The sequence below is a fragment of the Mycoplasmopsis anatis genome, assembly GCF_900660655.1.
Lineage (GTDB): Bacteria > Bacillota_I > Bacilli_A > Mycoplasmatales > Metamycoplasmataceae > Mycoplasmopsis > Mycoplasmopsis anatis.
Map to the genome: position 1 here is coordinate 267,222 of NZ_LR215035.1, position 19,079 is coordinate 286,300.

At 26.2% G+C, this 19,079-nt stretch carries 16 protein-coding genes and 1 tRNA gene; 3 read left to right on the plus strand and 14 right to left on the minus strand.

Annotation, left to right across the window (positions count from 1 at the left end; genetic code table 4):
• Positions 1 to 19: 19 nt before the first annotated feature.
• Positions 20 to 1,165, minus strand: a complete 1,146-nt coding sequence (gene glpO / locus EXC66_RS01170) for a type 2 glycerol-3-phosphate oxidase (protein ID WP_006886292.1) — start codon at positions 1,163 to 1,165, stop codon at positions 20 to 22.
• A 235-nt stretch (positions 1,166 to 1,400) separates the two neighbouring features.
• Positions 1,401 to 2,582 (minus strand): IS30 family transposase, encoded by a 1,182-nt coding sequence (locus tag EXC66_RS01175; protein ID WP_129622287.1) that lies wholly within the window; start codon positions 2,580 to 2,582, stop codon positions 1,401 to 1,403.
• Between the two features lie 191 nt (positions 2,583 to 2,773).
• On the opposite strand from EXC66_RS01175, the gene EXC66_RS01180 reads away from it, so the two are divergent.
• The gene (locus EXC66_RS01180; RefSeq protein ID WP_112579147.1) at positions 2,774 to 4,180 is read left to right on the plus strand and encodes a DUF2130 domain-containing protein; all 1,407 of its coding nucleotides are present in this window, start codon (positions 2,774 to 2,776) and stop codon (positions 4,178 to 4,180) included.
• A 26-nt stretch (positions 4,181 to 4,206) separates the two neighbouring features.
• Here the strand turns inward: EXC66_RS01180 and dhaM are convergent, their stop codons facing one another.
• From dhaM to EXC66_RS01200, 4 genes are all read right to left on the minus strand, one after another.
• Positions 4,207 to 4,578 carry a dihydroxyacetone kinase phosphoryl donor subunit DhaM gene (gene dhaM / locus EXC66_RS01185; protein ID WP_158004707.1) on the minus strand — a complete coding sequence of 124 codons (372 nt, stop codon included), beginning with the start codon at positions 4,576 to 4,578 and terminating at the stop codon, positions 4,207 to 4,209.
• A gap of 7 nt (positions 4,579 to 4,585) precedes the next feature.
• Entirely contained in the window at positions 4,586 to 5,197 is a 612-nt protein-coding gene (gene dhaL / locus EXC66_RS01190) for a dihydroxyacetone kinase subunit DhaL (protein ID WP_006886889.1), read from the minus strand.
• 23 nt (positions 5,198 to 5,220) lie between these two features.
• Positions 5,221 to 6,201, minus strand: coding sequence for a dihydroxyacetone kinase subunit DhaK (gene dhaK / locus EXC66_RS01195; protein ID WP_006886890.1), 981 nt, complete (start codon positions 6,199 to 6,201; stop codon positions 5,221 to 5,223).
• 139 nt (positions 6,202 to 6,340) lie between these two features.
• On the minus strand, positions 6,341 to 8,197 hold the full coding sequence (locus EXC66_RS01200; RefSeq protein ID WP_006886891.1) for an alpha-amylase family glycosyl hydrolase: 1,857 nt from the start codon (positions 8,195 to 8,197) through the stop codon (positions 6,341 to 6,343).
• A 174-nt stretch (positions 8,198 to 8,371) separates the two neighbouring features.
• Here EXC66_RS01200 and EXC66_RS01205 point away from each other — a divergent pair, with 174 nt between their 5' ends.
• A complete protein-coding gene (locus EXC66_RS01205; protein WP_165166776.1) occupies positions 8,372 to 9,667 on the plus strand; it encodes a glucose-6-phosphate isomerase in 1,296 nt (431 codons plus the stop codon).
• Between the two features lie 68 nt (positions 9,668 to 9,735).
• Here EXC66_RS01205 and EXC66_RS01210 read toward each other — a convergent pair whose 3' ends face one another.
• From EXC66_RS01210 to EXC66_RS01225, 4 genes are all read right to left on the minus strand, one after another.
• Positions 9,736 to 10,353 (minus strand): hypothetical protein, encoded by a 618-nt coding sequence (locus EXC66_RS01210; protein WP_006886893.1) that lies wholly within the window; start codon positions 10,351 to 10,353, stop codon positions 9,736 to 9,738.
• A 79-nt stretch (positions 10,354 to 10,432) separates the two neighbouring features.
• On the minus strand, positions 10,433 to 11,176 hold the full coding sequence (locus tag EXC66_RS01215; protein ID WP_006886894.1) for a phosphotransferase: 744 nt from the start codon (positions 11,174 to 11,176) through the stop codon (positions 10,433 to 10,435).
• A 96-nt stretch (positions 11,177 to 11,272) separates the two neighbouring features.
• A complete protein-coding gene (gene secDF / locus EXC66_RS01220; RefSeq protein ID WP_006886895.1) occupies positions 11,273 to 13,846 on the minus strand; it encodes a protein translocase subunit SecDF in 2,574 nt (857 codons plus the stop codon).
• A gap of 40 nt (positions 13,847 to 13,886) precedes the next feature.
• A complete protein-coding gene (locus EXC66_RS01225; RefSeq protein WP_006886896.1) occupies positions 13,887 to 15,392 on the minus strand; it encodes an MAG3240 family lipoprotein in 1,506 nt (501 codons plus the stop codon).
• A gap of 164 nt (positions 15,393 to 15,556) precedes the next feature.
• On the opposite strand from EXC66_RS01225, the gene EXC66_RS01230 reads away from it, so the two are divergent.
• Positions 15,557 to 15,632, plus strand: a tRNA-Lys gene (locus tag EXC66_RS01230).
• A 66-nt stretch (positions 15,633 to 15,698) separates the two neighbouring features.
• On the opposite strand, the gene fmt is transcribed toward EXC66_RS01230, so the two are convergent.
• The 4 genes from fmt to EXC66_RS01250 are packed head-to-tail and all read right to left on the minus strand — an operon-like array spanning position 15,699 to position 19,078.
• Positions 15,699 to 16,544, minus strand: coding sequence for a methionyl-tRNA formyltransferase (gene fmt, locus EXC66_RS01235; protein ID WP_006886897.1), 846 nt, complete (start codon positions 16,542 to 16,544; stop codon positions 15,699 to 15,701).
• The gene (locus EXC66_RS01240; RefSeq protein ID WP_006886898.1) at positions 16,537 to 17,466 is read right to left on the minus strand and encodes a hypothetical protein; all 930 of its coding nucleotides are present in this window, start codon (positions 17,464 to 17,466) and stop codon (positions 16,537 to 16,539) included. The genes fmt and EXC66_RS01240 overlap by 8 nt, the downstream gene beginning before the upstream one ends.
• 43 nt (positions 17,467 to 17,509) lie before the next feature.
• Complete coding sequence (locus EXC66_RS01245) at positions 17,510 to 18,472, minus strand: replication initiation and membrane attachment family protein (RefSeq protein WP_006886899.1); 963 nt, start codon at positions 18,470 to 18,472, stop codon at positions 17,510 to 17,512.
• A gap of 33 nt (positions 18,473 to 18,505) precedes the next feature.
• Positions 18,506 to 19,078: a dephospho-CoA kinase gene (locus EXC66_RS01250; protein WP_006886900.1), complete on the minus strand. Its 573-nt coding sequence runs from the start codon at positions 19,076 to 19,078 to the stop codon at positions 18,506 to 18,508.
• Between the last annotated feature and the right edge of the window lies 1 nt (position 19,079).

Below are 19,079 nucleotides of genomic sequence, written 5' to 3' on the forward strand. Positions count from 1 at the left end.
ATTCCTTTGCTAATTAATTTTAGAATACATCAATTTCATAATCAGGTTTGAAGTTTTCACGTTTTTCTAGTTTTAGTTCAAGCAGTTTAACTATTTCTTCAGCAATTGAAGGGGCCGAACTAAGTGCAGGTGATTGCATTCCTGCCGCTAAAACAAAGTGTGGGTTATTTTTTGATTTACGGATTACAAAGTCATTAGTCTCAACATCAATTGGGCGAGAACCTGAAAGAGTCATAATTGTTCTTTCTAATTTAAGTGAAGGAACTATTTTCTTTCCTATTTCACCGATGTAATCGTATTTTTCTCTTGTAACAAGTCTTGTATCTTCACGTGGCACACCTTCTTCAGCTGTAGGTCCAACTAAGTAGTGTCCATCTAATGTTGGAGCAACAATAACTCCTTTTCCGTGAATTGTTGGTACTTTAAATAATACCGAACCAATTAAATTCTTATCGTAATTATCTAAAATACGGTATTCTCCACGACGTGTTGTTTGTTTGAAATCATCAAATTTGAATTTGTTTGCAAGAATGTCTGCATAGTGTCCAGCAGCATTAACAACTTTTTTAGCAACAACTTTATCTGTTCCGTTAAGTGTTATTGTAAATTCATTGTTTTCATATTTAATATCTGTAACTTCTGAACTTACTCTTAATTCAGTTCCGTTTTGTTTTGATGCTCCTAAAAGTGCTTTAGTAGCTTCAACAGGGTGAATAGCAACAGATGAAGTACATAATAAAGCTCCTAAAACTTCTGGATTTACATTAGGTTCTTTTTTAAGTACTTCTTCTCTTGTAAGAACTTTTAAGTCTTTAGGATCAAGTTTATTTACCAATCCACGATCATATAACATGTGAACATGTTTCATTTCTTCTTCGTTAAAAGCTAAAATTAATGAATCAATTTTCACTCTTGGGAATTTTAAGTGCTTAAATCAATCAGTTTGTCATTTAATATTCCCTGCTAAGTTTAATTTAGCCTCAATTTTATGTGGTTCGGGGTCAAAACCACCATGAATCAATCCTGAATTTCCTAGAGAAGTTTCATCAGCAACTTTAGGATTTTTTTCAACAACTAATACATCAAGTTTGTATCTTGATAATTCGTAAGCAATAGATGCTCCGATAATACCAGCTCCTATAATAACTACATCATATTTTTTCATTTTAAATCTCCTTACGTGTTTGATCACATTTATATTTTAATGAAATCATTTTCATTTTTTAGAAAAAAAGTAAAATTTCCATATTTTATAAAGTGGAAAAGTCATGCGACCATTATTTTTATTTAAAGAGCTTGAAGTACAATAGTGCTTCAATATTTATAATTATATTGCTTTTTTATATAAAAAAGCACACCAAAAGAATCGGTCATGACCGATTTTAAAATTTTTTTCAATATTATTTTGAGATAAGTAATAAATATTTGTTAATTCTATTGATCATTATTTGAATTTGTTCATCAGAAAATTTGTCCATTGAAATACCTTTAGCAATATATCTTCTGATATGTCTATGAATGTTCTCGATAGAACCTTTTTGATATGAGCAGTACGCGTCACATTTGTATAAATTGTTTTGATTAATAACTTCGTGCAACAACACGTTCTCGGAGCCGTTGTCAATTGTTAAAGTTTTGATTTTTAATGCGTTATTTTCAATAATTTTAATCAATGATTTTTTAACTGCTAATGAAGTTTTTAGTGACCTAACTGAATAGAGTCTTCTAGATTTTCTATCTAAAACAGTAACTAAACAATACTTGTCCTCACGTTTACCAATAACTGTATCAAGTTCATAATGACCTTCCATAGTTCTATTGTTAGCTTCCTCAGGTCTTTGATGAATTGGAATTGCATTTTTAAGAGAACTTTTTTGAGTTTTAACAGTTCTCTTTCGGTATTTTCCTACCGAAAGAAATTGTAAAATATCTATAGATAATGAAAACTCATTTGACTTTAAGCACTTATATACAGTGCTTGTCGTAGGACAAGGACTATTAGGGTAATGTTTTTTAAATTTATTAACAAGTGCTTTAGCAGAAACTTTTATGGCTCTTTTTGTAAAATCCTTACTAAATCGATTTTTTCTAAAATAGTCAACTTCTTCATTTCAAAATCTAATAAAATCTTTTCATTTGTTTTGAATAGTTTTTGAGTGAAGTCTAGTTCTTCTTGACCTATAAAATATCAAATGTTCAGCTAACAAATTAAAATCTATATAGTTAACATAGTTAATATAATTGTCGCAATTGCGACAAACTTTCTTAAATTTCTTAACAAAATCACCTTGATTTGTTGCAGAAATTTTTAATAGTTTTTTAATAGTTTTTGGTTGAAATCTTACAATGTTTGAAACTTGAGAAATGGTTTTATTTTGCCCTATTAACCTTAAACATTCATTAAAATGAAGAATACTCATTTGATTCTCTTTCAATAGTCTTGTTTTTAAGACTTTCGAATGTAATAACCTAATTTCTTCATCAGAATTCTTTATCAAATAATGATTGTTAGGAAGATGTTTTCGTTTAGTTTTTATACACACAACTTTTTCAAGAGAATTTTTAATATTTGCTATAATCATACTGGGTCCTTTCGTATTTTTTGGAGCAATATTATTTTACTAAAAGACCCAATAAATAAAAACAGTCATGCGATAATGGTCGCATGACTTTTCTATTTTACGAATTTCCATATTTATGAAACGCTCTTAAAACTCAATAATTACCTGCTATTTTGTATTTTTTATTTATAATTAATATAAAGGGAGTAAAAATGAATGATTTAAAAATTAAGTGTCCAAACTGCAGTATCACAATTGAACTAACTGAAAAAGTCGAGAATGAAATTTACAATTTCTTTTACGAAAAGTCAAATAAAAAAATTGAAAATGAATTGCACAAAAAAATGAGCAATGAATTTGAAAGTAAACTAGAAAAAGAGAAAAATGCTTTTAAAGATCAGTTAAATGACTATATTCGTGAAGCAATACGAGACAAAAATATTTTGACTAGCGAAATTACTGAATTAAAAAATATAAACATTAATATCGTTAAAGAACATTCTCTAGAGTTACAAAAAATGGAAAATGAATACAAAATTTCGTTAAATGAAGAAATTAGAAAAATTGAAAACGGAATCAAAACACAAATAGATATACTAAAAGAGCAAAATACAAGATTGATTCTAACTAGTCAAGAAAAAGAAATCGAAATGACTAAAAACTTTGATGAAAAATTAAAACAAACCATTCACGAACAAAAAGATAAACTGGAAAAATTAATTAATGATAAAGATGCTGAGATAGCAAAAATTAGTCTAGTTAATAATAAATTAACTGAAGAATTAGCAAAGATAAATGAGACTCAAAAAAATGAGTTCAACTCATCTAAAATTTATGGTATTTCAAGTTTTGGCGGAACTCTTGAAGAATATTGTAAAGATAAATATTTAGAAGAATGTGACCCAGAAATTCAAAAATTTTCATTATTTTATAAAGATACAAAAGTTGACGACGAAAATGAAAAAGGTGATTTTATTTATCGTTTATTTTTAGATGAAAATAAAAAGATAGAAATTACATCAATTATGTTTGAAATGAAACGTATGATGAGTAATGAAAATAAGAAAAATACAAGTTTTTTAGAAAAACTTAATAGAAATCGTGTAAACAAAAAATGTAAATATGCAGTTTTAGTTTCAACTTATGAACCTGAAAATGAAATTTATAATAATGGTTTTAAAGATATGAGTGGTATTTACGAAAATACATACATTATCCGTCCAAAACAAATAGTTGAATTTATAAAGTTTATTGTCAAATTTGAGAGAGATTATTATAAATTAAAACTTAAAGATAAAGAAAATGATGAATATAAATTATCACTAATAAATTTAGAAGAAACCATACATTCACAAGTAACTTCTATTTTAAAGACCTCTGAGGCTATGGATAAAAATTTAGATAAAGTTGAGGCGTCTATTGATGCGGCCATCAAACAATTAAGCCTAGTTAAAGACACTTTTACTATTTTCAAAAATAGGTTAAATTCTGAATTGCCTAATAAACTACATAATTTAGAGCTTAAAAAATTAGTAAATAAAAATCCTATAATAAAACAAAAATTAATTGATGAAAAAGCAAAACAGGAATATGAGGCAGAAATCACAACAGAAGAATAAAAATCAACCATTAAGGTTGACTTTTTTTATTGTTTTGAAAAAGTTTTTGTTAAAAGAGTTTCCTTTAAAAGATCTGATAAAGCAGTATTTTCATTATTGGTAGCTGTCGCAACCATTAATGATTCTACAAAAGGTGCATCAACCAATATTACTTTTTTATCATTAATCATTTCGACAGCCATTTGCGAGCTCATCAGTGATGAACCGATTTCGCAAAATACCAACACTCCATCACCATCATTGACAGAATTGATAGAATCGATGATTTTTTGAACATCAGTTCCAAATCCTTCACCATCAATAAGCCCAGCTGCATTAACAATTTTAAAGTCAGAATTTTTCATAATCGAAGCTAATTCAATTGCAGCCTGAGCTAATTTTTTACTGTGGCTCACCACTACAAAATTAATCATTATAATTCTCCACTAAGGTCTCTAAAATGTAATACATACTTTGTGAACCAGGATCAACAATTCCGATTGTACGTTCACCAAGATAACTAGCTCTACCTTTTGTTGCTGGTTTATTTTTAACCAATTCTTTAGAATCGTAAGCAACTTTAAGAGCTTTTTCTAATGCGGATTTATTTTTTTCACCATTTTTAGTTAATTGATCAAATGTTGTGGCAAAAGGTTCTAAAACATCTAACATAGTTTTTTCACCAACATTAGCTTTACCACGCATCTTAATTCCTTCAGCAGCTGCTAAAAGCATTTTATTCAGTTCATTTTCTTTTGCCATTCTCATAAATGCTGTAGCTAAAAGTGGACCTGAACTACCACCGACTTTACTCATCATTGTCATAGAACAAGCATTTAATAACTCTGTTGTTGTTTTATTTGAACTAGTTTCTAAAATTGGCAATAATTCGTTAAATCCACGTTTTAAGTTTGTGCCGTGGTCTCCATCACCAATTTGTCTATCTAAATCAGTTAATTCTTCTTCGTGTATTTCAATTTTATGAGCAATTTTTTTAAGAATATAGATTAATTCTTGAGTTGTAACAATTTTATTCATTAGTCATCTTTCTACAAATTCAATTAAAATAGGTTGTTTTTAATGTCAAAATCTAAATATTTCTTTGTTTTTTCATTTAATTTAAGGATTGTAATTGAAAAACCAGGCATTTCAAGGGATGTCATATAGTTTCCAACTAAATTTTTGTGAATTTTAATTTTTTTAGATTCTAAATATTTGTTAACATCATTATTGATTACATAAAGTTCCATAAGTGTTGTAGCACCAAGACCATTTACTAAAACACATATTTCATCCTTTTCTGTAATATTTGAGTGTTCAAGAAGTTTGTCTAACATATATTTGACATGTTCTTTTGAACTTCTAATCTTTTCTTTGTGGGTTCCAGGTTCACCATGAATTCCTAGCCCCATTTCAATTTCATCTTCAGCTAATTCAAACGATTTCTTACCTGAAGCTGGAACTGTGCAACCTCCAAGACTCATTCCAAGAGTTGCGGTATTATCTACTACTTCTTGTGCGAGTTGAGTTACATACTCTAAATCATGACCATCTTCAGCTGCTGAACCTGCAATTTTATGTACTAAAACTGTTCCTGCAACTCCTCTTTTACCAACAGTGTATAAACTATTTTCTACTGCGATATCATCATTTACAATAACACTTTTAACGTTTATATTTTCCATTTGAGCAAAATCTGCTGCCATTTCAAAATTCATAACGTCCCCAGTGTAGTTTTTAACAACTAAAAGAACTCCTTTTTCGTTAGCTACTTCTTTAATTGCCGCTAAAACTTGATCAGGTGTTGGTGAAGTAAAAACTTCCCCTGAAACAGCTGCATCAAGCATACCATAAGTTACATACCCTGCATGAGCCGGTTCATGTCCAGCACCACCACCTGATACTAATGTTACTTTTTTAGTTTTGTTTTTTCTAGCTATAACATTATAACCTTCAAGTTTAATGATATTAGGGTTAGATTTAGCTAAACCTTCAAGCATTTCTGGTACAACATTTTCCACTTTATTTAATAATTTCTTCATAATCCCTCCAATTAATTTAATTATATAAATTTATATGTGAAGTAACAACATTTCCATATTTTTTCATATAGGGATTTGGATCTTACATTTTAATATTATTAATAATTCCAGTCATTGTAATATTAATTTATTTAATAAACTAAAAGCTTTGTTTTTTAATTAGCTTGAATACTCCAAAACTAATTCCTTTTTCTAAAGTTAGTTGATTATCTTTTAATGTTATATTTCTATTCATTTCTGGATGAATATTTTCAACAGTGAATTTTTCATTAATTTGAATAACTGGATTAATTTCATTGAAAACATTATCAACTAATACAAGTAGATATTCATTGTTGTTTAATTTTCTAACTGTGTAATATTCAGCAAAACTATTTGTTATATTACTATTAGTGTGAGTTAAAAATTCTTTTGTATTAGCTATATATTCACTATTAGTTTCACGTAGTTGGATAAATTCTCTTCTTAATTTATTGATGTCGCTAGCGATATTGTACAATGAATTTTTATCTTTGATTAATTCTTCAGGACTACTTAGATTTTTAATTGAATGTGTATAAATATGTGAGCTATCTTTTCCTGAACGTCTTTCGTAAAAATCGACATTATATTTATCATTTTTTCAATTAAAGGCTTCACGTACATATTGATCACCTAAAGCTTTATTTCCATGCATCATTAGTTCATCGCCATGATAAATTATAGGATTCCCACCTTTGGTTAACATATTTAAAAAGTTAAGACTATAGTAATTTTTTAAAATATCTTTAACGAATCCATTTTCATCGATTTGTGTACCTGAGTAAAATTCTCGATTAATTTTTTGTATTCAGCGAATTCTATCATGGTTATCTATACTTGGGAGTCATAATGAATTATATGGTAAGTAGTCTTTGATTAATTTTTCTGTATCTGATGTTATAAAAGTAGATGAGTTTGAAGCGTAGTTAACTCCGTCTAAAACACCATTTAATGCTTTATTATTATTTTTATCTACAAAATATTTTTTTGCATCTGAAGGATTACCTCATCATTCTCCAAACATAATTAATTCATTACTACTTCTTTGGTTTGATGTATCAGCAATAGCTAATTCTGAATTTTTTCTTAATTGTGCAAAAATTGATGCGATTTTACTTCCGTCATCTCTACTTTCATGATTATTTTCTGAATTAAAGAAATGATAAAAAGCATCATATCTAAAACCATCTACACCTTTTTTAGCTCAAAATGATTGTATATTTATTAACTCTTGAATAACTTCAGGGTTGTCTAAATTTAAATCAGGCATTCCACCTCAGAATTCAGCAACATAGTGTTTATTCGTTGGTGGTATTTTTTTGTCAACATTGTGGAATAGACTACGTAAGTGTTGATCATCTATACCGTATTTAACTTCTTTTTCATTAGCTTTAGGTTCATAGAAATTATAGTATTTCATATATTTTGGGTCACCTTGTAGAGCTTTTTGGAATCATGGATGCTCATAAGAAGTGTGATTAAATACTAGATCTAATATTACTCTAATACCTTTTTTATGTGCTTTGATTAGAAAATCATCAAAAGCTTCCATTCCACCAAGCTCTGGTGCTACATCAGTATAATCAATTACATCATATCCATGATATGAACTAGCTGGATGAATTGGAGAAATGTATAAAGTGTCTATTCCTAAATTTACAAAGTAATCTAATTTTTCACTTAAACCAATAAAATCACCAATTCCATCATTGTTTCCATCAGCAAAAGCATATGTAATTAATTGATAAAATGTATTTGAATGGGGTATATTTTTGTTGAATGGTGCAATGAATTTAACCGTTTGAAGCTCATCACTATAAGTTAAATTATCAAGTTTTATTTTTTTGTTAAAACTATCATCTCCTCATAATTTATTAGTTTTTTTATTTTCACATGAAATTGTTAAAAATGAAGTGCATAAAGCTATTGAGCTAGCACTAAGCAAAAAGTTTCTTAATATATTCTTGTTTTTCATATTTAAATTATATTAAGCTAAGTGTTAAATTAAAAATATATCTAAAAAAAATGACCATACAAGTTGAACCACAAGTTATTCACAATTAAATTAGGGTATTTTTTACATAAGATTATTTTATAAAAAAAATATATAGTAAATTAAATTAGTATAATAAAAAAATGAAAGGAAATTATGAAATTTTTAAAACTAGATACTACATACTCAATGATTGAAAATTCTAAATTGAATTTATTACAAGATCGTGTCGATCAAATTCATAATGCAGTTCTTAAACGTGAAGTTACCGAAAAAGATTGACTTGGTTGATATGATTTACCAGATAATTATGATAGAGATGAAATGAAAACTATGAAGAAACTTTCTTCACAATGAAAAGAAGATGGTGTTGAAGTAGTGGTAGTTATTGGAATAGGTGGTTCATATCTTGGTGCGAAAACTGGATATGAGTTTATTTTTGGTGAATATTCTCAAAGAAGACCCGATATGGAATTAGTCTTTGCTGGTAATGATATTTCATCTGAAGCCCTTGTTTCAAAATTAGCTTATGTTAAAAACAAGAAATTTGCAATTAATGTTATTAGTAAATCAGGAACAACACTTGAACCATCTATAGCATTTAGAGAATTTAGAATTTTACTTGAAGAAAAAATTGGTAAGGAACAAGCATCTAAATACATCGCAGCAACAACAGATGCAAAAAAAGGTCTTTTATTCGAACTAGCTTCAAGAAATAATTACACTAAATTTATCGTACCTGATGATGTTGGTGGACGTTTCTCTGTATTGACTGCTGTTGGATTATTCCCATTCCTTTGTGCTGGAATAGATGCTGAAAAAGTTTTAGCTGGAGCATCTTTAACTAATAAAGAATTAAGTAGTTCAAAAATTTCTGAAAATGATGCTTATAAATACGCTGCAACTAGATATTTATTAAATATTGAAAAGAATTATCATGTTGAAATGATGGTTTCATATGAACCTAAATTACAATATTTCAGCGAATGATGAAAACAATTATTCGCTGAAAGTGAAGGTAAAGACGGTAAAGGGCTTTGACCAGCAAGCGGTATTTTTTCAACTGATTTACATTCACTAGGTCAAATGATTCAAGAAGGTTCAAAAGTTTTATTTGAAACAGTTTTAACTATCGAATCTCCTTCAAATAATATAACTTTCACTACAAACTCTGAAGATGTTGATCAATTAAATTATTTAAGTGGTAAAACTTTACATGATGTTAATAATGTAGCATTCAAAGCTACTCAAAAAGCTCATTTTGAAGTTGGACAAGTACCAAATTTACATATTTCATTTAAAGACTTCTCTGAAGAGACATTAGGTTCTTTATTTATTTTCTTCGAAAGAGCTTTAACAATGTCTGCATACCTACTTGGTGTTAATCCATTTAATCAACCAGGTGTTGAGGTATACAAGAAAAATATGTTTTCAATGTTGGGTAAGAAATAATTAAAGTTTAATAGAGTGCTATAAGCACTCTTTTTATTTAACAAAAAATAGCCTAACGGCTATTAAAATTATTTTATTTTTATTTCAAGTGTTCATTGAGCATTTTCGTCAATGTTTAATGTTTGACCTTTAACACCGGTTGTTTCATAGAAGTTCATTGTTACTGTTGTTTTATCTTCTGAAAGAGAGAATTTAACACGTTTATCAGGTTGTCTATAATATTGGTATGATGAATTATCTAAAGATGATTTGTTTAAAGGAGCACTTAAGTATGATTCATTAAAGTTTTTCATGTTAGAATATATTTTCATAACAGTTTTTCTAATATTAAAATCTTTTTCAGATGTAGTAACATTTTGATATGAAGTATATCCCTCGGGTAAATTATCTTTATTTTTATATGAATCAAAATATAATTCATTTTTAGCAGAATTACTTAAAAAAGTTACTAATGATTCCTTGTCGATTAATTTAAATAAATATTTATTTTCTGAATTAAGTGACTTAAAGGCTAATGTTACTTCATTTTTAGCCTTTGTTAAATCTAATTTTATTTTACTTCCCTCAAGAACAATACCTGTTTCTTGTTTTTCTTCCGTTTTACCACAAGAAGCTGAAAGAGCTACAAGTGGCATCATTGAAGTAACCACTCCTCCAATTAATAGGTTTTTTAATTTAAATTTCATAATTCCTCCAATTAGTTATGTTTAAATTTTATATTATTAACACTTTTTTTATGTATGTGAAAATGCTTTTTCATAAAAATTATCTTTTAAAACTGTTGTTTTTCTTTTTTTCATCAAAAAGTTCAACTGTTTCCTTAAGTTTTACAAAAAGACCACTATCATCAAAAACTTTAGGTTCTTGCACGTTGTTTCAAAGAATAGTTAAATAATAAACTAATATTTTTTGCTGAATTAGATACTCTTCTCAATATGATTCATATGCATCTAGAAATATTTGTTCTTGTTCTTCATTTAAGAATGTACCTGCAATAAAGTATGCTAAATCAAAGTGTTTATCACCCATGGTTGCATATTCTCAATCAATGAAATAAACTTTATTATTTTTGTCAACTAAAATATTCCCTAGATACAAATCATTATGTAATGGTCTATTGGTGTTACTATTCTTTAATATCTTTAAAATTCTTTTGTAGTAGGGATCTAGTTCTTTAATTGTTTTATTTTTATCTTTAAGAATTTTAAGATATCCTTTAACTCTTTGTGAAATATTATTTTTAGGGAAATTTACATTTGAGTTATGTAAAGTCTTAAAATTTTCTGCAATTTGAACTAATGTTTCTTTATTTAATACTAATTCATTAGTTTCGATTCATTCATATTTCAATGTTTTTTCATCATTTTGAAGCAATTTTGGAACAAAATCAAATTGTCTGAGAATTTCATAATCAATTTTGTGATTAAACCCAGTGTATATTTTTTCTTGGATAAATTCATTATTGTTTCTAAAAGATTTATTTGTATTACCACCTTTAATTTCAATCATGTCTCTCCTTTTTTTATTTTAATTGTATATTTTTTAAGAAATAAAAAAAGTGCAAAACTTAAAAAAGTTACACTTATAAAATGAAAAAGTCTTTTTTTAATGAGTATAATCATTAACACCATTAAACGTTTGTTCTTCAGGATTGTTAACAGCCCAAAAGCGTCTGTTGATTCTTCTTTGAATTCCTTTTTCTCTGATGTTATTAAAGAAATATTGTAAACCTGGAATTATAAATAAAATAATTAAGTTAAGAATAATCATTGATACTAAGAATACTAATGGTATTCAAAGATTAATTGTTCCTACAAATGAAACTGCAAACATAATTACGCTAGCAATTAATTGAATAAAGAATAATTTAATATTTTGTTTAACAAATGAAATAACAGAAGTGTTGTATAGTTGAGTTAAATCTTTACTTGTTAAAACCTTTTTATTTGTAAATAAATAATTTCTAATTTCATTTGAGTTAATTAAATTATTAAAGATTGTAATTAGTGAGATTATAAATATTACTGAAATGAGTAATAAAATATGATTGTTTATTTGAATGTGTAATAAATTAGTTATAGCTATTACGCTTAAAATAACTAAAGAAATTGATATTAATAAAGTTAATAAATTTGCTCAATTTGTTCTTATTAAAGTATAAAAAGCAGTAATACCTAAGATTATTCCTATACTTATAAACGTACTTTTAATTATATTTATATTAAAAGTGTTGTTTGTTATAAAATAATCTAATTTTAACATTCCAAAGTTAACTCTTAATTGATTTATTAAATTGCTTATATCAAATTGATTTTCAAAGTTAATTTTAATTAAATAGTTAAGTGACTCTTTTTCAGTTAACATTATTAATGAATCTTGAACTTTAGGTAAGTCAGAACTATTTAATATAAACTCATTAATTTTTTGAGCAGTGTTATAAGTTATATAGTTTTGATTAATTGCATCACTTTGAATAATTAAAGTTGAACCTGATATGAAATCACTTGTAGTATTAAATGCTAAGAAAAATTCTTGTTTTACTAAACCTACTGTAATAATAACAATTACAGAAATTAGTAAAACTATAGCAAAAATTATTGAAGAAATTTTGAATGACTTAATAAAATTAAATGATTTAACTTTATCATTAATTAATTTAGCATTAGCTTTTGAGAGGTTTATACCAAAATATTTTTGTTTATTATCAAAGTAACCGGTTGAAACTAATAAACTTGATGTTATACGAGTAATTAAAATTGAAGTTATTAATCCTGCCACAATTGTGATAATCAAAGGAATAGAAAATTCTCTAATATTTGCAGTACCAAAGTAAAACAATATAAACGACACAATAAGGATTATTATATTTGAGTCAACACAATGTTGTAATGTATCACGATTTGCGTTTCTAAACGCTTTTTTAACACTATCACCTAAATAGATGTTGTTTTTGATCTTTTGAAAGGTTTGAATATGAATATTACTTACATAAATTATTCCAGTAATCATTGATAAATATAATAACGGACTGTAATCACCTCTTAGTAAAATAAACATCATTAGAACTATTGTAGTATATAATGCAAGTGAAATGGTTGAAATTGCTCCAAGAATTCCATAATTAACAATCATTAAAATTGAAATAAATGTAACTGCTAATACAATTGAAACAATAAAACCTATAATAGGTAAATTTGAGTGATCGTTTTGAATATATGAACTAGAAACTAATTCAAGTTTATAATCTGATAAAGAATAGTTTATATCATCTCTTAGAGAAATAGCATAATTGTAATTATTGTTTAATAACTTAAAAGTAAAAGATGAATATTGTGAAAAGTATGAAATTTCTTCAACTCCGATTAAGAAACGTTCCGCATCAAAATCTGCTGATTTTAACACACTAGGTTTAGTTACTTTTGAATTAGTATTTGAATCAAGAACTTCTTGTGTTGATTTATTGCCAACGTGAACAAAATTGTATAAATTATGACCACTTTCTTCCCAATCTGCTGAATATTTTTTAGTAAGTTCATATAACTTATCTAAATTTCTTCATATTAAAATTTTAGGATCTTTTTTGCTTTGGATATATTGAAGAGCTTTATTAAATTCTAGTTGAGACTCTGAATTTTTATATTCAAGAATAATGTGACTGTTATCATTAGTTGTTAAGTCAGCTTTTGCACTTTGACTTTGGAATGGAGGGGTGTAGCGATATGGATCATTATTATTAAAATTATCATTTACACTAAAAAGACCATCTCTAAAAAGAATTTTCCCATCAATATCCGTAATGGTAATTAAAGGTTTTTCAATAATATTTTTAGCATAGATTTCTTTAAGTGAATCATTAAATAAACCTGACTGATTAATTGTGATTATCCCATTTTCATTTGGAACAACACTAATACCAGAGAATTGATTAGAACTAATTCTGTTGTGAATTGAATCAGCAATTTTATTTGTTTCCTCTTTTGTAGTAGCATTACCTTCTTTTTCGGTTTTAACTATTGTTTGAATTCCAGAGCCATATTCAATGGAATTTCTTACCCCTTTAGTAGATAAAAAAACACCACCAAAAATTATGGTCGCAATTGATGCGATAAATATTAAAATAGTTAATGTTATTCTTTTTCAATTATTTAATTTAAAGAATTCTTTTATTTTATTATTCATATTATAAATGTTAACATATTAATTAATTTATGGTAGTGTTTTAAATGTTTTTGTATCCTTTAAAGCCACTTATTTCAAAAGTGATTTGTTTAGTTTTCTGATCAATTAAACTTTGATTATTATTGTTTAATAAATCTATATTAAAAAATATTTTTCCCGGAATTGACTTGTCTAGATTAAAGTTAAGAAATTTAACTTCTGTTAGATAATTTTCAATATTTTTTGGTGGAAAATATTGAATAACCTCTTTATATACTTGAAATTGAATAAACTTAATGCTTTCAGGCATATAGTTGATAAATTCATAAGCTTCAATTTCATTCATTTTTTTGTTATTAAATACTAAAAGGTTATCTTTGTATTTATCAAAAGTTTCAATAAGTATTTGACTGAGTTTTTCTCTTACAAATTCATTAGGATCATTATTAAACTTAATTGAAGTAGTGGATGGATATGAAAATCTTATATTATTACTGTCTTTATAACCATTGAAAAGATGATAATGATTTGTGAAATTTATTGAATTTCAGTCATAATATTGAACTTCTCCATTGTTTTTTGTTACTATAACTGTGAAAAAATAATCTTGAAACATCTCTTTGGTTAAACTAGTTTTATTTGGTTTAAAAATTAGTTTGTAACTTTTGTCGATATTTTTTCTATATTCAGGAACTTCTAATTCAACACTTTGACTAAAATCCGAAATAAGTTTTATAAAAGTAAGAAGGTTGTATGAATTTCTTGGATTATCAACAAGTGAATCAAAATTGATAATATTGAATCTTTTATCTGAAAAATTCATTTTAATATCAGAAAGATATTCATTAAATCTAACTTTGTTATCTATATCCTCAAAATTGTAATTATTATTTACATATTTATAACTAAAGAATCCTTTTAAATAAAATTCATTATCAATGCTTTTTCCATTAAGCTCAATTTTAAATTTTATAGCTGTATTATCTTCGATGGAGTGGATGTCTTTAATTTTCACATTGAAGTTTTGATTTTTTGAATCTATTGAGTATCTATTTAAGTTTAATGCAATCAAATTTTCTAGATAAAAAATTTGTTCAGTATTGTTTAGATAACTAATACTTCTGATATTCTTTATATCTATTAAATTTGGGTAAATTCTTTTATAGTAATCATAGTTATCATAAATATCATAAATTATCAGTTGAATCTCAGGTAAGAAGTTTTCATTGTTATATAAATCATTTTTTATTTTATTTCTTCTTAATAGAGAAGAATGAATTAAATCGTTTTCTGAATATGACTTGATTATAGTAGCAAAAGTAGTTGATATATAGTTAAGATTTTTATTATTTTTAATGAATTTATTGATTTTCTCGTGATCTGTCTCATTAAATATTGAGCTAAATTCCACTCTATTATTAAGTGTATATAGTTGATTCTGTGTAAAAATTTTATAATCAAAATTATCAGCAAATACATTTTTTTGTTGATAACAACTCACTAAAACTGTTGGGGTAGTTAAACTAAAAAATGCAAGACTACCAAATATAAATGATTTAACTCTCATGATTTTAATTATATATTATTTAATAATTTAATATATTAAGCAGAAATAAGATGTTTTACATAATTTATTCAATATTCTATAAAAATGAAAACAATATTCATATATTGACTTCGAAAATTATTAAAAAATTATTAAAAATTAAAAATGTATTATAATTAAATTATGCGTCGTTAGCTCAGCCGGTAGAGCAACTGGCTCTTAACCAGTGGGTCACAGGTTCGAACCCTGTACGACGCACCATTTTTTTTATTTAAATTTTTGTCATTATAATAAAAATTTATACCGTAGGGTATAAATTTCAAGATCCTATTTTTTTATAAGATTTACTCTTTTTTTAGATTCATATTGATAATCGTAAACATAAATTGATTTATCAATACATTTAATTTCTATAGCGTTTTTAATTGGATTAATTGAAGCGTTAAAAAGTTTAACTCTTTTGTCGTTTATAAATGTGAAAGCACCCGGATTTGAACTATAAGCTTTAATTTTGTTTATTACTTGCTTAGCTGTATTATTAGGATTAATCTCAGCTTCATCCTTAGTTAATTTTGGAGCTAAAATTACTTGTGAAGTATCTTGAACTAATTCAGTGAATTTGCCTTCAAAGACTTCAACAAGTCATTGAGTAATATTTTTTGCAGATAGAATACTTAATTTATTAAAAAGCGTATCGCTTGTATCATTTTCTTCAATATTAATTTCTGCTGATTTAAGGATATTTCCAGCGTCCATTTCTTTAACCATATAAATTAGATTTATTCCAGTTTTTTTATCTCCATTTAAAAGTGAATGTTGAATTGGAGCTGCACCACGATATTTAGGTAACAAGGAACCGTGAATATTTAGTGCTGCTTTTTTTGGGAGATTTAGTATTTTTTCAGGAATATATTGTCCAAATGCTGCAGTAAGTAAAAAATCAAATTCTAATTTATTTAATTCCTCATAGATTTCAGAAATTTTATTAGGTTGGTAGCATTTAATATTGTATTTATCTGCAAGTAATTTTGTTGGAGTTGCAATTAATTTATATCCTCGATTTGCCGGTTTATCAGGCTGAGAAACAATAGCAACAACATCGAAATTTTTAATAACTTCCTCAAAAATTGCCACGGAAAATTCGGGTGTACCTGCAAGAACAACTTTAATCATCACTCTCCTTTGTTTCTATTGTTTTGTAAATATTAACTTCAATTATTTTAATTAATTTATCAATTTTAATTGTTTCCATTGTTGAATCATTTTTGGAACTTTTTTGGATTCTTTGAAGATAATTTTGTTTTAATTGAATTAAGTTTAAGGTACTGCTAAAAAATGTCGGTAATTTCATTTTCATTCTATATTCTAAAATTTTAAGTAATACATTAGTCGCAAACCAGGTCGAACCTTCTTCCATTCCTAAATCTTCAAGAAATAAATAATTAACATTTGACAGATTTTCGATTAAAAATTCTACAGTTTTAACCTCGCTAAATTTGTTTTGACTTTTATTAAATATATCGATACATTCTGTGTAAATATTATTTACTGGAATAAATGCAATTTTCACATTATCTTTATTTACTATCCTAGCTATATAAGACATTATTGCACTTTTACCACTAAGAATACCACCATGAATATAAAGTCAATTCTTAGAAGCGGTATTAATATTTTTTAAATAGTTAGTTAATTGATTTCAATTTGTTGAATCAATATATTTATTAATTAACTCTATAACGTCAATTTGATATAAAGGTTCCCCTAGTTCTTTGTAAACTAAATTTTTTAGTAATTCTACGCTAGCTCTTAAATCATCTGAAGCGTAACGTTCGAAGAAAACAATTTTTTTAGTCATTGGGTCACGTTCAAAATCGGTAACGGTAATTTTATTGGTATTTTGTTTACTTTCACTAATCATGCGAGATAATTCTATAATAAAAAAAGCAATCTCTTTGTCGCTAAGATTGTATTTTTTAATTTTAGGTTTTAGATAGTTATTATTTTTAATTTCTTCAACTATTTTAGAGTGATCAAAAGTATGTTTTTGAGAAATTTTATTCAATTCTTTCTGAAATAAATCTTGCTTATTCATAAAACCTCCCATAACCTATTTTAATTATATATAAAATATCTAATTATTCGTTCATCAAAGAGCACATTTTAATGAATGCATCAACAAGTTGAATATCATTTTTAAATTTACCATGAAGATACTTTTCACAAGTTTCATCATCTATTATATAGTTATTATATTTAATCTCATTGAGTAATTTAATAGTTTTTCTAAAATCTACTTTATCATTATTTTCTAGATATACATATAACATAGCTAAATTAGTTACTTTAGATAAGTTTAATATTGAATTTAGTTTAATAATTTTTTCTCTAACAGAATCTTGAAGGTTAAAAGTATTGGTGAGTTGACAATAAAATTCCTCGCAAGTTAATTCTTTAGTTGCTTTATAGTGGTTGCTATTTTTTATTACACCAATTTCAAATTGAGTTTGATAACTTTTGCTTGAGTCTCACACTTTTGAAGTGTTTTCTTTAATTTGTGCACCTGCTTGAACTAGTAATTCAGTAACTTTTGATTTAGTTTCGCTTTGTAAACTAAACATTTCATGGAATGATGCCGAAATATTAACTAATGTTTCATTACCTTTAAATGTATTATTGTTTGTTAAATTTACTACACGTTCATAATTTACTTCACCAATATTATTTTTAATTAATCTTGGAATGAACGCGTTTTTGATCATTTGAGCTGATGAAAGAGGTTTGAATAAAACAAATATAGTTCTAGATTCTTTTGAGTCACTATGAGTTTCTATTAATGAAACTGATTCGAGTTTTTGTCTTGCTTCATTTAATTCATCCATTGATATATTTAAATATAAGGATAAAGTATCATAAGTAAAAGTTGAATCATATTTATCCTTATTGAAAATTAAATCATATAAAAATTCATAAAGTAAAACAGTAGTAGCTCCTAAAAAGCTAGTGTAAAAAAGACGCAGATTTCTTAAATCTTCGCTGGCAATTTGTTCCCCCCTATAAATTCTGAAAAATGAATAAATCAATTTAGAATTTGCGTCCATTTTAGCCTCCGTTTTAATCGTTGTGATTTTATTTTAATTCAGTATGTTGTTATCGATTAAAAATTTTTTAATAAGTTCTGTGTTTTGATGATTATATTCATAGATATTAACAATATCAATATTCATAAAAAGTGTATTTTTAGCTAAAAAACTAGCATTTTTATTGTTTAATGCGTCAAAAAAAGAGTTATCCACATTTCTTTTTTTTCTTTGAAGATCTAATTTTTCAGTGCTTGGAACCACGTTTATTACTTTATTAAAAAAAGTTAAAAAATTGATGTTTTTTGACACTAAAACGGGTATTTCTGCAAAATCATATTTTTGTGTTTTAAAATGTGAAAAAATATGTGGAAATACCATATCTTCGATTGTATATATATATTCAAAATTTTCTCTTATTTTTTGTTTTAGAAATTCTTTAGAAATTTTGTTATTTTGTATAACCAAATCGCCAAAAACTTTTCTAAAATTATTCTTTATTTCATCATTTTTTTCGTAAAGAAAATTAACGTATTCATCAGAAATAAAAACCTTATATCCCATCTCTTTAAGTTGGTTAACAAAAAAAGTTTTACCTGATGCTACTTCTCCTATTATCGCTACCATA